Annotated in this window: 18 protein-coding genes; 13 read left to right on the top strand and 5 right to left on the bottom strand. The window is 73.8% G+C overall.

The annotated features are described in order from the left end of the window. The first annotated feature begins 11 nt into the window (after positions 1–11). From CUD01_RS00935 to mutM, 9 genes are all read left to right on the top strand, one after another. On the top strand, positions 12–2,246 hold the full coding sequence (locus tag CUD01_RS00935) for an ATP-dependent DNA helicase RecG (RefSeq protein ID WP_141317949.1): 2,235 nt from the start codon (positions 12–14) through the stop codon (positions 2,244–2,246). A 153-nt stretch (positions 2,247–2,399) separates the two neighbouring features. Continuing rightward, on the top strand, positions 2,400–3,005 hold the full coding sequence (gene rsmD, locus CUD01_RS00930) for a 16S rRNA (guanine(966)-N(2))-methyltransferase RsmD (RefSeq protein WP_141317947.1): 606 nt from the start codon (positions 2,400–2,402) through the stop codon (positions 3,003–3,005). Next, positions 3,002–3,631, top strand: coding sequence for a GNAT family N-acetyltransferase (locus CUD01_RS00925; RefSeq protein ID WP_141317945.1), 630 nt, complete (start codon positions 3,002–3,004; stop codon positions 3,629–3,631). The genes rsmD and CUD01_RS00925 overlap by 4 nt, the downstream gene beginning before the upstream one ends. A gap of 5 nt (positions 3,632–3,636) precedes the next feature. Next, positions 3,637–4,116, top strand: coding sequence for a pantetheine-phosphate adenylyltransferase (gene coaD / locus CUD01_RS00920; RefSeq protein WP_141317943.1), 480 nt, complete (start codon positions 3,637–3,639; stop codon positions 4,114–4,116). A gap of 95 nt (positions 4,117–4,211) precedes the next feature. Further along, entirely contained in the window at positions 4,212–4,694 is a 483-nt protein-coding gene (locus CUD01_RS00915; protein ID WP_094180456.1) for a hypothetical protein, read from the top strand. A gap of 251 nt (positions 4,695–4,945) precedes the next feature. Next, positions 4,946–5,524 (top strand): YceD family protein, encoded by a 579-nt coding sequence (locus CUD01_RS00910; RefSeq protein WP_094180455.1) that lies wholly within the window; start codon positions 4,946–4,948, stop codon positions 5,522–5,524. A gap of 2 nt (positions 5,525–5,526) precedes the next feature. After that, positions 5,527–5,724 carry a 50S ribosomal protein L32 gene (rpmF, locus tag CUD01_RS00905; RefSeq protein WP_094180454.1) on the top strand — a complete coding sequence of 66 codons (198 nt, stop codon included), beginning with the start codon at positions 5,527–5,529 and terminating at the stop codon, positions 5,722–5,724. Positions 5,725–5,782: 58 nt separating this feature from the next. Continuing rightward, entirely contained in the window at positions 5,783–6,502 is a 720-nt protein-coding gene (gene rnc, locus CUD01_RS00900; protein WP_243860736.1) for a ribonuclease III, read from the top strand. 3 nt (positions 6,503–6,505) lie between these two features. Beyond that, a complete protein-coding gene (gene mutM / locus CUD01_RS00895; RefSeq protein ID WP_141317939.1) occupies positions 6,506–7,459 on the top strand; it encodes a bifunctional DNA-formamidopyrimidine glycosylase/DNA-(apurinic or apyrimidinic site) lyase in 954 nt (317 codons plus the stop codon). Positions 7,460–7,477: 18 nt separating this feature from the next. On the opposite strand, the gene CUD01_RS00890 is transcribed toward mutM, so the two are convergent. Continuing rightward, positions 7,478–8,419 carry an NAD(P)-dependent oxidoreductase gene (locus CUD01_RS00890; RefSeq protein WP_141317937.1) on the bottom strand — a complete coding sequence of 314 codons (942 nt, stop codon included), beginning with the start codon at positions 8,417–8,419 and terminating at the stop codon, positions 7,478–7,480. 67 nt (positions 8,420–8,486) lie between these two features. Here CUD01_RS00890 and CUD01_RS00885 point away from each other — a divergent pair, with 67 nt between their 5' ends. Beyond that, positions 8,487–9,113 (top strand): response regulator, encoded by a 627-nt coding sequence (locus tag CUD01_RS00885; protein WP_094180452.1) that lies wholly within the window; start codon positions 8,487–8,489, stop codon positions 9,111–9,113. A gap of 221 nt (positions 9,114–9,334) precedes the next feature. Here the strand turns inward: CUD01_RS00885 and CUD01_RS16710 are convergent, their stop codons facing one another. Both CUD01_RS16710 and CUD01_RS00875 read right to left on the bottom strand, forming a co-directional pair. After that, positions 9,335–10,072: an integrase core domain-containing protein gene (locus CUD01_RS16710; protein WP_341765922.1), complete on the bottom strand. Its 738-nt coding sequence runs from the start codon at positions 10,070–10,072 to the stop codon at positions 9,335–9,337. Between the two features lie 206 nt (positions 10,073–10,278). After that, positions 10,279–10,596 carry a transposase gene (locus CUD01_RS00875; RefSeq protein ID WP_141317933.1) on the bottom strand — a complete coding sequence of 106 codons (318 nt, stop codon included), beginning with the start codon at positions 10,594–10,596 and terminating at the stop codon, positions 10,279–10,281. A gap of 289 nt (positions 10,597–10,885) precedes the next feature. Between CUD01_RS00875 and CUD01_RS00870 the strand changes: the two genes are divergently transcribed. Both CUD01_RS00870 and CUD01_RS00865 read left to right on the top strand, forming a co-directional pair. Further along, a complete protein-coding gene (locus tag CUD01_RS00870; RefSeq protein ID WP_232514705.1) occupies positions 10,886–11,110 on the top strand; it encodes a hypothetical protein in 225 nt (74 codons plus the stop codon). After that, positions 11,107–11,352 carry a hypothetical protein gene (locus CUD01_RS00865; RefSeq protein WP_094180449.1) on the top strand — a complete coding sequence of 82 codons (246 nt, stop codon included), beginning with the start codon at positions 11,107–11,109 and terminating at the stop codon, positions 11,350–11,352. Before CUD01_RS00870 ends, CUD01_RS00865 begins: the two co-directional genes overlap by 4 nt. Positions 11,353–11,354: 2 nt before the next feature. On the opposite strand, the gene CUD01_RS00860 is transcribed toward CUD01_RS00865, so the two are convergent. Both CUD01_RS00860 and CUD01_RS00855 read right to left on the bottom strand, forming a co-directional pair. Then, positions 11,355–12,464, bottom strand: coding sequence for a sensor histidine kinase (locus CUD01_RS00860; RefSeq protein WP_094182241.1), 1,110 nt, complete (start codon positions 12,462–12,464; stop codon positions 11,355–11,357). Positions 12,465–12,469: 5 nt separating this feature from the next. Further along, positions 12,470–13,201 (bottom strand): response regulator, encoded by a 732-nt coding sequence (locus tag CUD01_RS00855; RefSeq protein ID WP_244937600.1) that lies wholly within the window; start codon positions 13,199–13,201, stop codon positions 12,470–12,472. Positions 13,202–13,334: 133 nt separating this feature from the next. Here CUD01_RS00855 and CUD01_RS00850 point away from each other — a divergent pair, with 133 nt between their 5' ends. Next, positions 13,335–13,631 carry a hypothetical protein gene (locus CUD01_RS00850; RefSeq protein ID WP_013115605.1) on the top strand — a complete coding sequence of 99 codons (297 nt, stop codon included), beginning with the start codon at positions 13,335–13,337 and terminating at the stop codon, positions 13,629–13,631.

The following is a 13,631-nucleotide window of genomic DNA, read 5'->3' as shown; positions in this document are numbered from 1 at the left end:
AAGGAGGACGCGTGCGGTACGCGGACGGAGTGACGCGCGCGGCGGGGCTCGACCGCCCGGTGGGCTCGCTCGTGCCGCGCACGGGGCCGAAGTTCGAGGCCCTGGGCGTGCGGACGGCGGGCGACCTGCTGCGCTACTACCCGCGCCGGTACGCCGACCCGAGCAGGCTGACGGACATCGCGGGTCTCGTGATCGACGAGAAGGTGTCGGTGGTCGCCGAGGTGCGTTCGTGCTCCGGCGTGCTGCGCGCGCGGTCGTCGGGCAAGCTCCGCGTCGAGGCGCAGGTCACCGACGGACGGTCGGTGCTGCACCTCGCGTTCTTCGCGCAGCGCGAGCACATGGCCAAGCGGTTCGTGCAGGAGCTGCGGCCCGGGCGGCGGGGGCTGTTCACGGGGAAGGTCGGCTGGTTCAACGGCCGCGCACAGCTCGCGAACCCCGAGGCGGTGTGGTTCGACGCCGACGACGAGGGCGCGGCGCTCGAGCACGCCGCGCGACCGCTGCCCGTCTACCCGGCGAGCGCGGGTCTCGACAGCGCGCGGATCGCGACCGCCGTGCAGCTCGTCCTCGACCCGCTCCGGGACGGTGACGTCCCCGACCCGGTGCCCGCGCAGGTGCGCGACGCGCGCGGCCTGGGCGACCTGCTGCCCGCGCTGCGCGCCATCCACCGCCCCGAGACCGAGGAGGACTGGCGCGCGGCCCGCCGCCGGCAGCGCTACGAGGAGGCGTTCGTGCTGCAGGCCGAGCTCGCGCGCCGCCGGGCGCGCGCGGCGGCGCAACCCGCGGTGGCCCGGCCCCACGTGCCGGGCGGGCTGCTCGACGCGTTCGACGAGCGGCTGCCGTTCACGCTCACCGCGGGTCAGCGCACGGTGGGCGAGCAGGTCGCCGCCGAGCTCGCGCAGCCCGTCCCCATGCAGCGGCTCCTGCAGGGTGAGGTCGGGTCCGGCAAGACGGTGGTCGCGCTGCGCGCGATGCTGCAGGTGGTCGACTCGGGTGGGCAGGCGGCTCTGCTCGCGCCGACGGAGGTGCTCGCCGCCCAGCACGCGCGGTCGCTGCGGGCCATGCTCGGCGACCTCGCCGGGGGCGGGATGCTCGGGGGTGCCGACCAGGGCACGCGCGTCGCGCTCCTGACGGGCTCCGTCACCGGTGCTGCGCGCAAGCAGGCGCTGCTCGACGCCGCATCGGGTGCCGCGGGCATCGTCGTCGGGACGCACGCGCTGCTCGAGAAGACCGTGCAGTTCGCGGAGCTCGGGCTCGTGGTGGTCGACGAGCAGCACCGGTTCGGTGTCGAGCAGCGCGACGCGCTGCGCGCCAAGGCGTCGGCACAGCCGCACCTGCTGGCCATGACCGCCACGCCGATCCCGCGCACGGTCGCGATGACCGTGTTCGGGGACCTCGAGACGTCCGTGCTCGACGAGCTGCCCGCGGGCCGGTCCCCGATCACGACGTTCGTCGTGCCCGCGCACCTGCCCACCTGGATGTCCCGGACGTGGGCACGCGTCCGGGAGGAGGTCGCCCGGGGTGGCCGCGCGTACGTCGTCTGCCCCCGCATCACGGGCGACGACGCGGACGGGGCGGACCTCGTGGCCGACGAGCCCGCGACGCTCGGCGACCAGGGCGCGACGCCGCGCCGCCCGCCGCGTGCGGTCCTCGAGGTGGTCGAGGAGCTCAGGTCGCTGCCCGAGCTCGCCGGGGTCGGCGTCGGGATGCTGCACGGGCGGCTCGCCCCCGAGGAGAAGGACCGCGCGCTCGCGGACTTCGCGTCGGGCGCGGTGCCGGTGCTGGTCTCGACGACGGTCGTCGAGGTCGGCGTCGACGTGCCCGAGGCGACCGCGATGGTGATCCTGGACGCCGACCTGTTCGGCGTCTCGCAGCTGCACCAGCTGCGTGGCCGTGTGGGCCGCGGCAGCGCGCCGGGCGTGTGCCTGCTCGTCTCGGGCGCGCAGGAGGGCGGTCCCGGGCACGAGCGGCTGCGCACGGTCGCGGCGACGCTCGACGGGTTCGCGCTCGCGGCGTTCGACCTGGAGCAGCGACGCGAGGGTGACGTGCTGGGCGCGTCGCAGTCCGGCGGGTCGACGTCGTTGCGCCTGCTGCGCGTCACGCGCGACGGTGACCTCATCGAGCAGGCGCGGGCGGACGCGCGCGCGGTGGTCGAGCAGGACCCCGAGCTCGAGTCGTACCCCGCGCTGCGCGACGCGATCGAGGCGCTGCTGGCGGGCGAGCGCGAGGAGTTCCTCGACCGTGCGTGACGGGTCGCGGCTCGGCCGGCACCGGGCGAGGTGACGGCCGGGCCGGTGGTGGGCGAGGCTGTGCGCACGGCACACCCTCCCTGGTGCGGCTCCGGTCGCCGGGCCGCGGGTCGGGTTGTCGCAGGTCGGGTTGTCGCGGGACGGGAGGACGGCGTGACGAGGATCGTCGCGGGCAGCGTCGGCGGACGGGCGCTGCAGGTGCCGCGGGCCGGGACGCGGCCGACGAGCGAGCGCGTGCGCGAGGCGCTGTTCTCGCGCCTCGAGCACCTCGACGTCGTCGCCGGCGCGCGCGTGCTCGACCTGTACGCCGGCTCGGGTGCGCTCGGGCTCGAGGCCGCGAGCCGCGGCGCCGCGGCCGTGACCCTCGTCGAGCTCGCGCGGCAGGCCGCCGAGGTCTGCCGGCGCAACGTGGTCACGCTCGGCGTCGGGGACCGCGTGGTGGTCGTGGCCGAGAAGGCTGAGCGCTTCGTCGAGCGGGCCCCGCTGTCGCCGTGGGACCTCGTGCTCGTCGACCCCCCGTACGACCTGCCCGAGGCCGACCTGGAGGCCGTGCTGCGCGCCCTGGCCGGGCACCTCGCCCCGGGCGCGGTGGTCGTCGTCGAGCGCTCGGGCCGGGCGCCCGAGCCCGCCTGGCCGGACGGGGTGCGCCGGTTCGACGCGCGTTCGTACGGCGAGACGGCGGTGTGGTTCGCCGAGCCGGACGAGCCGGCGGTCGCCGACGAGGGTCCCGACGACGTCGAGGAGGGCGGTCCACGATGACCGACGAGCGGCTGGTGCGCGCGGCGCGTTGGGACGACGTCCCCGCGATCCGGACGGTCCTCGCGCTGGCGTTCCACGACGACTCGCTCGTGCGGTGGGCGCTGCCCGACGAGGCGACGCGCGACGACGTGTGCGCGGCGTGGTTCGGTGCGCTCGTCGACCGGTACGTCGCGGTCGGGCGGGTGGACGTCGTGGAGGTCGACGGGGAGGTCGTGGCGGTGGCCGCGTGGCGTCCGCCCGACGTGCCGGCCGACCACCCGGTGATGACGAGCCTGCCGTCCGTCCCCGGCGTCGTCGCCGCGGTCGTCGGCCCCGAGCGCGCCGCGCACCTGTTCGCGACGCTCGGGCGCTCGTCGGCCCTCGCGCCCGCGGGCGCGCCGACCTACCTGCACCTGCTGGCCGTCCGGCCGGACCTGCAGGGCCGCGGCCTGGGCACGCTGCTCGCCACGCGGGGCCTCGCGTCGTGCGACGAGCGCGGCGCGACGACCTGGCTGTGCACGGCGGAGGCGCGCGACGTGGTGCTCTACGAGCGGCTCGGGTTCACGGTCGTGGGTCACGTGCCGCTCGACGACGTGGGGACGCTGCGCGTGATGCACCGTGCCCCGCGGGACGCTGGCCTACGCTGACGCACGTGAGCCTCGCCGTCTGCCCCGGGTCGTTCGACCCCCTGACGCTCGGTCACGTCGACGTCGTGCGGCGCGCGCGGTCGATGTTCGACGAGGTCGTCGTCGGGATCGCGCGCAACTCCTCGAAGTCCCCGCTGCTCGACGTCGACCGTCGGGTCGCGCTCGCCCGGGCGGCGTTCGCGCAGGACGCGGGCGTGCGGGTCGAGGTGGTGCCCGGGCTGCTCGCGGACTTCGTGCGCGAGGTCGGCGCGGCCGCGGTGGTCAAGGGCCTGCGCGGGGGAGCGGACTTCGACGGCGAGCTGCCGATGGCGCTGATGAACCGGCACCTCACGGGCGTGGAGACCGTGTTCGTGGTGGGCGACCCCGCGCTCGCGCACGTCGCGTCGTCGCTGGTGAAGGACGTCGCGCGGTTCGGCGGGTCGGTCGCGGACCTGGTCCCGGCGGGCGTCGCGGACGCCGTGCGCGACGCGCTGGCCCGCGCCTGAGCCGTGCCTGAGCCGCGCGGGGCGGCTTGCGGTGCGAGGCTGGACCCGCGCACCGCGCCGGACCGGGCCGTGCGTGCGAGAGGAGGAGGATCGTCGTGAGCGAGGCGCAGGAGCGCACCGAGGGCCTGACGGGGGTGCTCGACGCGATCGAGCAGGCCGTCGCGTCCGCCCGGAACATGCCCATGTCGTCGTCGGTGCTGGTGAGCCGTGCCGAGCTGCTGGACCTCGTCGCGCAGGCACGCGAGGTGCTGCCCGACCAGCTGACCCGCGCCGACCAGGTGCTCGCCGACGCGGACGCCGCGCGCACCGCCGCGCAGGAGGACGCCGAGCGGATCCTGGAGCGCGCCCGGGCCAGGGCGGCCGAGCTCGTCGCGCAGGAGGCGGTCGTGACGGCCGCGCAGGAGCACGCGGCGGCGCTGGTCGCCGACGCGCAGAGCACCGCCGAGGAGCTGCGACGCGACGCGGACGACTACTGCGACCGTCGGCTCGCGGACTTCGAGATCGACCTGGGCAAGGTGCTCGCGCAGGTCCAGGCGGGCCGCGCGAAGCTCGCGGGCAGGCTCTCGACCGACGTCTGACCCCACCACCCCGCTCGCGCCGACCCCGCACCTGCTCCGGCTCGGCGTGCCGATACCCGGACCAACCGCGGCCTCGTCGTGGCGTTCGGTGTGGCCCTCGGCGTGACCCTCGTCGCGACCCTCGCCGTGGTGGCGGCGCTCACGGCCCGAGGATTTGGGGGCGTCCCGCGGGACCTGTAGCATCGTCCGTTGGTCCTGCCGGTCTGGCGGTACCGAGAATCCAAGGAACAGCACCTGACGAGGGGACGGCCGTGCAGCGCCCAGTTCACCTCGATCCCCGCTCGCCGTTCGTGCTCGACACCCACGAGCTCGGCCGACGTCCGGGATCGACGCGGACCGTGCAGCGGACGGTCGCCGCTCCCGCGGATCTCGGCACCGACGTGATCGGTTTCCCCGAGGGGGCGGACCTCGAGCTCGATCTGAGGCTCGAGGCCGTCATGGAGGGGGTCCTGGTCACCGGATCCGTCCGTGGTCGGGCGGTCGGGGAGTGCGTGCGCTGCCTGGGCGAGGTCGTCGACGACGTCGACGTCTTCCTCACGGAGCTCTACGCGTACCCCGAGCGCGCGAAGGCCGCGGCCGAGGAGGGCGACGAGGGTGAGGACGTGCGTGAGCTCGAGGGCGACCTGATCGACCTGGAGCCCGCGCTGCGGGACGCGGTGGTGCCGGCTCTGCCGTTCCAGCCGTTGTGCCGGCCCGACTGCCCGGGTCTGTGCTCCGAGTGCGGAGCGCGCCTGGCGGACGACCCTGACCATTCGCATGAGACGCTTGACCCTCGCTGGTCCGCCCTGAGCGGTCTGGTGAGCCAGGACGACGAGACGAAAGAGAGCTAGCCGTGGCGGTTCCGAAGCGCAAGATGTCGCGCAGCAACACCCGTGCGCGTCGGTCGCAGTGGAAGACCACTGCCACGACGATCACGCAGTGCCCCAACTGCAAGGCCGACAAGAAGCCCCACACGGCCTGCCCGTCGTGCGGTGCCTACAACGGCCGTCAGTACGCCGAGGCGCTGCGCAGCGAGCACGACGCCCGCTGACGCGGGTGCGCGCAGTCGTGACGTCCCGGGCCCTGGAATGAGTGCCGGCGGGGGCGACATGGCCACCGAACTCCTCGAGAAGCTCGGGGTCCACCTGGACCCCGAGCTTCTCGTGCTCGCCCTGACCCACCGGTCGTTCGCGCACGAGGCCGGCGGCATCCCGACGAACGAGCGCCTGGAGTTCCTGGGCGACACGGTCCTGGGCCTCGTGGTGACGGAGTCGCTGTACCGCACGCGTCCCGACGAGCCCGAGGGCGCGCTCGCGAAGATGCGTGCCGCGACCGTGTCGCAGCGCGGGCTCGCGGGCGTCGCGCGGGACCTTGACCTGGGCCGCTACGTGCTGCTCGGCAAGGGCGAGCTCGCCACGGGCGGCCGCGACAAGGACTCGATCCTGTCCGACACGCTCGAGGCGCTGTTCGGGGCGATCTACCTGACGCACGGGCTCGAGACCGCGCGTGTCGTCGTCGAGCGCCTCGTCGGCCCGACGCTCGCGCAGGCGGCCGACCTGGGCGCAGGTCTCGACTGGAAGACGTCGCTGCAGGAGCTTTCCGCGTCCCTCGGGCTCGGTGCGCCGCACTACGACGTCGTGGGCGAGGGCCCGGACCACGCGCGGTCGTTCACCGCGCACGCCGTCGTGGGCGACGAGGTGCGCGGCACGGGCGTCGGCCCGGCGAAGAAGGTCGCCGAGCAGCAGGCCGCAGAGGCCGCGTACCGACGGCTGCAGTCCGAGAGCGCGGTGGACGACGACGCTGCGGCTCCCGGGGCTGCCGCCGGCTGACGCGTGCCCGAGCTGCCCGAGGTCGAGACCGTCCGCGACGGGCTCGCACGTCACGTCGTCGGCCGCCGCGTGCTCGACGCGCAGGTACTGCGCGACTACAGCGTCCGTCGGCATCTGGGCGGTCCCGCCGACCTCGTCGGCCGCGTGCAGGGACGCACGCTCGCCGCGGCGGTGCGGCGCGGGAAGTTCCTGTGGGTGCCGCTCACCGGGGACCGGAATGCCGCCGACGAGGCGTTGCTCGTCCACCTCGGGATGAGCGGCCAGCTCCTGGTGCGCTCGTCGGACGAGCTCGCGGCCGAGACCGCGGGAGACCGTGCGGCCCATCCGCACCTGCGCGTGCGGTTCGTGCTCGACGACGGGGGCGCGCTCGACTTCGTCGACCAGCGCACGTTCGGCCACGTGAGCGTGCAGGACCTCGTCCCGACCCCGGACGGTGCGCCCGGTGGGCGCGGGTCGTCGGACGCGACCGTCCCGGAGCCCGTCGCACACATCGCGCGTGACCTGCTGGACCCGGCGCTCGACCTGCCGGCGCTCGTGCGCGCCGTGCGCGCACGCAGGACCGGCATCAAGCGCGCCCTGCTGGACCAGACGCTCGTCTCGGGCGTGGGGAACATCTACGCCGACGAGGCGCTGTGGCGCGCGCAGGTGCACTTCACGCGCCCGACCTCGGCGCTGCGGCCGGTCGACGTGCGGCGCGTCCTCGACTCGGCCGCGCAGGTCATGTCGGAGGCGCTCGCGCAGGGCGGGACGAGCTTCGATGCGCTGTACGTCAACGTCAACGGCGCGTCCGGGTACTTCGACCGCAGCCTGGCCGTCTACGGGCAGGAGGGCCGCCCGTGCCCGCGCTGCGGCACGCCGATCCGGCGCGTCGAGTTCATGAACCGCAGCTCGGCGTTCTGCCCCCGCTGCCAGCCCGCGCCCCGGACGCCACGGGCGGCGCGGTCGCCTCGCACCTGACCCGCGGCCGAGCCGGCGTCAGCGCGGGACGACGTTCGGCAGCGGACGGTCCTCGTCGAACGCGCGCAGCGCCTCGGTGAGGAACGCGCCCGCGTGCTGCGGCCGTCCGCCGGCCGCGTGCGGGCTGATGAGGATGCGCGGCTCGCCCCACAGCGGGCTCGACGGAGGCAGCGGCTCGCGCTCGAACACGTCGAGCGCGGCGCCCGCGATCTGCCGCGTGCGCACGGCGTCGACGAGCGCGCCCTCGTCGAGCGTCGCGCCGCGCCCGACGTTCACGACGAACGCGCGCGGCGGGAGCATCGCGAGCACCCGCGCGTCGATCGCGTGCCGGGTCTGCGCGGTGGCGGGCAGGATCCCGACGAGCGCGTCGGCCGTCGGCAGCACGCGCGGCAGCTCGTCGGGCGTGACCACACCGAACCCCTCGCGCTCGCCCGCGGTCCGCGCGACCCCCGTGACGTTCGCCCCGAGCGCCACCAGCAGCGGGGCGAGCCTGGTAGCGATGGACCCGAACCCCCAGACCACGACGTGCGCCCCCGCCAGGGTGCGGAACTTCGTGTCGTGCACCCGCTGCACGCCGCCGAGCTCCCCGGCCCACCGGCGCTCGTCCTGCGCGCGCACCAGGTCGGGCAGCCGCCGCGCGCACGCGAGCAGGAGCGCGAGCGCGTGCTCGGTGACGGGCCCGTCGTGCAGCCCGCGACCGGACGTCACGACGACCGACGGATCGAAGCCCGCGTCGTCGACCGCGTCCGTGCCCGCCGCGAGGCACGCGACCCAGCGCAGCCCCGCCAGGCGTCGCGCGGCGTCCGCCAGCGCGGGACGACGGTTCCCCCACACCACCAGCACCTCGGCGTCGAGCCCCGCGGTCGGCAGCGGCAGCGCGGGGTCGTAGTCGAGCGAACGCCACCCTTGTGGCAGCGCGACGCGCTCTTCGAGCGTGGTGGGCAGCAGGATCGTCCTCATGCCTGGCTACGATGCCACTGTGCCGAACCTTGACGCCGCCCCAGGGAAGCAGGGACCGATCACGGTCATGATCGTCGACGACCACGAGGTGGTCCGTCGCGGCATCGCCGAGGTGGTCGAGCGCACCGAGGGGATGACCGTTGTCGCAGAGGCGGGGTCCGTCGCCGACGGCGTGCGCCGTGCGACGCTCGTCCACCCGCAGGTCATGCTCGTCGACCTCCAGCTGCCTGACGGCACGGGGATCGACCTGCTGCACCAGGTGCACGAGAAGCAGCCGGGGGCGCGCGCCATCGTCCTGACGTCGTTCGACGACGACGACGCGGTCGCCGCCGCGCTCGAGGCGGGCGCCGCGGCCTACCTGCTCAAGTCCGTGCGCGGTGCCGAGATCACCGACGTCATCCGCGCCGTGGCCGCGGGCCGCACGCTGCTCGACGAGCGCACGGTCACCCGCCGTCGCGCGGGCCAGGACGACCCGACCGAGAACCTCACGCCCAGCGAGCTGCGCGTGCTCGACCTCATCGGCGAGGGCTTGTCGAACCGCGAGATCGCGGAGCGGCTCGGCGTCGCCGAGAAGACCGTGAAGAACCACATCACGTCGCTGCTCGCGAAGATGGGCCTGCAGCGACGCACCCAGGTCGCCGCGTGGGTCGCGTCCCGCAAGCACTCGAGCTGGCGCGCCGAGCCCGGCCACTGACCTCTTCTCGGGTCCACGATCCGGGAGGCGTAGTGGCATCTGCCGTCGAGGTGCGCCCTGGCGAGCGCCAGTAGTCGCTTGGCTCGCGGTGAGCGTGCGACTACGCCCGACTCCGATCCTCCGTTGCTCGAGGTCACATGCCGCTCGATTCAACGACCGCCGCAGGCCCGATGACCCCTCATACGGTTCGGGATTGATCGCCTAGGTAGAAGTGTCCCGCGTCAAGCAGCTGGCAGGTTCTCGGGTTCGGGAAAGTTGGGGATCAGGGGGTCGGCGAGGCCGTGGTAGACGTCGTGGGGTCGGTTCCAGGCGATGGCCTCGTGCGGGCGGACGGTGTTGTACTCGGTGCGGTAGTCCTCGGCGTGGGCGACGAGGTCCAGGACGTCGTCGATCTCTTCGAGGAACAGCCGTTCGTACTTCAGGGACCCGAAGCCGCGTTCGCGTGAGCCGTTCTGCCCGGGGGTGCGGACCCGGGTGCGCACGTGTCGCAGCTCGGGGTGGGCGGTGATGAACGCCTCGAACCGGAAGGACCGGAACGGGCCGCCGTTGTCGGTCACGATCGTGACCGCCGCGACCACGTTGCCGTCCTGGTCGCGGGCGCACGCCTCGATCAGCGGCTGGCCGAACATGTTCTCGTAGTCGGCCAGGGCGAGCTCGATCGCTTCGATCGCGTCGTGCTGGTTCGCCGTCGGGGACACGTGCCAGCGATGCTCGTACTTGCTCCAGTAGTCCCGGCACCCGGCGATGCGCCAGGTCCCGCCGGTCGTGGTCTCGAACTCGGAGAAGTCCAGCTGCCAGACCTGGTTCGGGCCCGTCGGGTCGGTCGCGAACGCGGCCTTGCGGCGCGCAGCGAGCTGACGGCGTTCACGCTGGTAGGACGCGGGCAAGATCAGTGCCTCGTCGCGCAGCAGCCGCAGGACCGTGGCCTGGGAGACCTGGTGGCCGTCGTGGCGGCACATCGCCCAGACCTTGCGGTGACCCCACGCCGGATGCGCGAGCGCGTGCCGGCGGGCGGCTTCGCGCACGCTCTCGCGGGCCGGACGCGGCCACGGTCTGTTGGGCTGTGCCCCGGCACGGGCGCGGGACTGGTGGCGGCGCCAGGTCCGCTCGGGCACACCGATCACAGCGCAGAACCTCGCGGTCGGCATGCCCGCCTCGGAGCGGATCACCTCGAGGTCCTCGAAGGGCCCAGGCGGCCCTCGGCGGACTTCTTCCACACCCGCAGTTCGACCGCGGCCTCACCCAGCGCCTGGGTCAGATCCGCGACCTCGGCCTCGAGCTGGGCCTCACGCGTCGAGGGACCCGACTTCCCAGCGGCCAGGCCGGTCTTGCCGGCCTCCAGGAACTGGCGCTTCCAGTTCCCGACCGACTGCTCGGACACCTTCGCCCGCCGCGCGGCCTCCGCCACGGTCACCTCACCGGCCAGGACCGACAACACGATCCGGACCTTCTCCTCCGCCTGCATCACCGGGGGTCTCGCCATGATCGATCAGATTCCTTCACAGGTCAGGCCCGCTAACAACGGGCCCTGCCACTAAGTCTGACGCGCGACACGGGCACCTCGCCGGAAGGTTAGGAGACACGCCCTAGTCGCGGCGCCCTGGACTGAGCAGCCTGGCATCGATTGCCCAACGGGTTTGCGTTCCCGACGAGCTCTCTTTCATCGAGCCTTCATCGGACCTCGACCGCATCTTGGGGGTACCCGGGGCAGCCTCAGGCCGTGGGCGCCGTCGGCGCCCGGCGCGAGAGGGAGCGGACCGATGCCGTGGTGCGTGGATCTGGGAGTCGGCGGCTGGCTGGTCCTCGCGTCGAGCCTGGCGGTGCTCGGCATGGCCGTGTGGGCGGTGACGCGACTGTTTCCCGCTGCACCAGAGCCGGACGCGGTGACGCTGCTCGACGCCCGGCTGGCCGCCGGGCAGATCGATGTGGACACTTACCGCAGGCTTCACGCCGAGCTCGCCGGACCTGTGCCGGCGCGATCGGAAGGACTGCGATGAAGAGCCACCTCAAGGGAATGGTCGTCGCTGCTGCGGCGGTGCTGGTCGTGGCGCTGGCAGCGGGTGTGCGTCCTGGCGCGGCGTTGGCGGCTGCGCTGGCGTGCCCGCTGATGATGATCGCCATGATGGTGTGGATGCACCGCCGCGGCCACACCGGGCAGCCCCACCATGGCGCGCACGACGTCACGGCGGACGCGCCCGTGACGTCGCCGCCGCACAGCGCGGCGCCGGGAGCCCGCTGAGCTCAGCCGGGCGGCACCGGAAGCGTGACGGTGAACGATGCGCCGGCTCCCGGGCCGTCGCTCGTTGCGGTGATGGTGCCGCCGTGGGCCTCGGTGAGCGCTTTGCAGATCGCCAGGCCGATGCCCGATCCGCCGTGGGTACGGTCACGCGCGGTATCGGCCCGGTAGAAGCGCTCGAACAGGTGCGGCAGGTGCTCGGGCGCGATGCCGGCACCGGTGTCGGACACGTGCAGCGCCACGCGCTGGTAACCGCCGGTCGCACGGAGCGTGATCGTGCCTCCGGCCGGGGTGTGACGCAGTGCGTTGGCGACCAGGTTGTCCAGGACCTGGCCCATACGCTGGCGGTCGACACGGACGTGTCCCAGCTCGGGGTCGACCTGGACCCGCACGTCGACCCCGGCGGCGGTCGCGCGCTCCCGCCAGGTGCCGGTGGTCGCTGCAAGCAGTTCGTCTGGCGCGAGCGGTTCGAGCGTGAGTACGAGGTCACCGGCCTCGGCGCGGGTCACCGCGGCGAGGTCGCGTGCCAGCCGGGTCAGGCGCGCGGACTGGTCGCGCAGCACGGCCATTGTGGGCTCGTCCATCGGTTGCAGGCCGTCTTCCACGGCCTCGAGGTACCCGGCGATGGTGGCGACGGGGGTGCGGACCTCGTGGGCGACGTCGGCCAGGAGCCGGGCCCGCAGCCGCTCGGCCTCTTGCAGCCGCGCGGCCATGGCGTTGAACGACTCGGCGAGGTCGTCGAACTCCGCGCCCAGTCCTGCAGCCGGGACGCGGGACTCGTACCGACCGGCGCCCAGGCGCGCCGCAGCGGTGGCCACGGCCGCCAGAGACCGGCCGATGCGCCGCGCGAGCACGAGACTCACGGCAGTTGAGGCCACAGCGGCGGCGCCCAGGGCCAGGGCCAGGGAGACGGCGCTCGCGTCGCGAAAGGCCCGCTCGGCGTGCATGACGGCGTCGTCGTGGTCCTCCAGGCCGGCGCGCACCATGTGCTCGTGGAACAGGCCTGGGCCCACGGCGGAGGCCACCAGCCACGCTGTCAGGGCTGCGGTCGCGAGCACGATGACGAGCGCGATGAGCAGGCGACCTGCAAGGCCCCACCGCGCTGCCGGCGGGATCGGCTTCACTCCCCGGTCCCGATCCGGTACCCGACACCTCGCACCGTGCGCACGAACCGTTGCTGTTCAGCACTGTCACCGAGCTTCTGGCGCACGTGCAGCACATGCACGTCGACGAGGTGCTCGTCACCGACCCAGTTGGCGCCCCAGACCTCCTCGATCAGGGCCTGGCGGCTGAACACCCGTCCGGGGCCTGAAGCGAGTGCGGCGAGGACGTCGAACTCGGTGCGCGTCAACGGCACGAGGCGGCCCTCGAGGTGCACCTCGCGGGCGTCCGTGTCGAGCCGTAGCGCCCCGATCTCCACAGCAGGGCGCGCCGCCGCTGCGACGGCGGGAGCGGGTCGGCGGGGTCGACGCAGCAGGACTGCGATCCGGGCCATGAGCTCACGCGGGCTGAAGGGCTTAGTCATGTAGTCGTCCGCACCGACCGACAGGCCGATGAGGGTGTCGACCTCCTCGGCGCGGGCGGTCAGCATGATCACGTAGCAGTCGGAGAACGTGCGCAGCTGACGGCACACCTCGACCCCGTCCAGTCCGGGAAGGCCCAGGTCCAGCACGACGACGTCCGGATCGACCTCGCGCAGCACCCCGACGGCCTGCGAACCGTCATGGGTCACGCTGACCTCGAACCCGTCCCGCTCGAGGTATCCGGCCACCAGCCGGGCCAAGGCTTGCTCGTCGTCGACGACGACCGCGCGCCGCGCTGTGGTCGTCGTGGTGTCTGGGGTGGGGGTCACCTGGCCATTGTCGGCTGCGGACGGACGCCGGTCGGGGACCTTCATCGAACCTTGATCCAAGGGCGACCGGTCCTTCGGTGCGGCACGTCGACGCTCCACATGTACCGATCCGCGACCGCCTGCAGGAGAACCCGTGTCGACCATCGAGCCCGCCGACCCACCGGTCCTCGTCACCGTCGTCCATGCCCCGGCGTGCCATTTCTGCCACGACGCCGAGGAGGCCCTAGCCGCCCTGGCCGGTGATTTCCCGCTGGTGGTCCGCAGTGTCGGCATCGATACGGACGAGGGCCGGGCCCTGGTCGCCGAGCACCGCCCGCCGATGAACCCGCTGGTGCTGGTAGACGGGGAGTTCTTCTCCGCCGGGCGACTGCCGCGGAAGAAGCTCACCAAGGTCCTGCACAGCCGGCGCACGGCAGCGGTCGGGGCCTGA

The organism is Cellulomonas uda (genome assembly GCF_006538705.1).
Classification (GTDB): Bacteria; Actinomycetota; Actinomycetes; order Actinomycetales; family Cellulomonadaceae; genus Cellulomonas; species Cellulomonas uda.
This window is presented reverse-complemented; position numbering and strand designations above follow the sequence as displayed.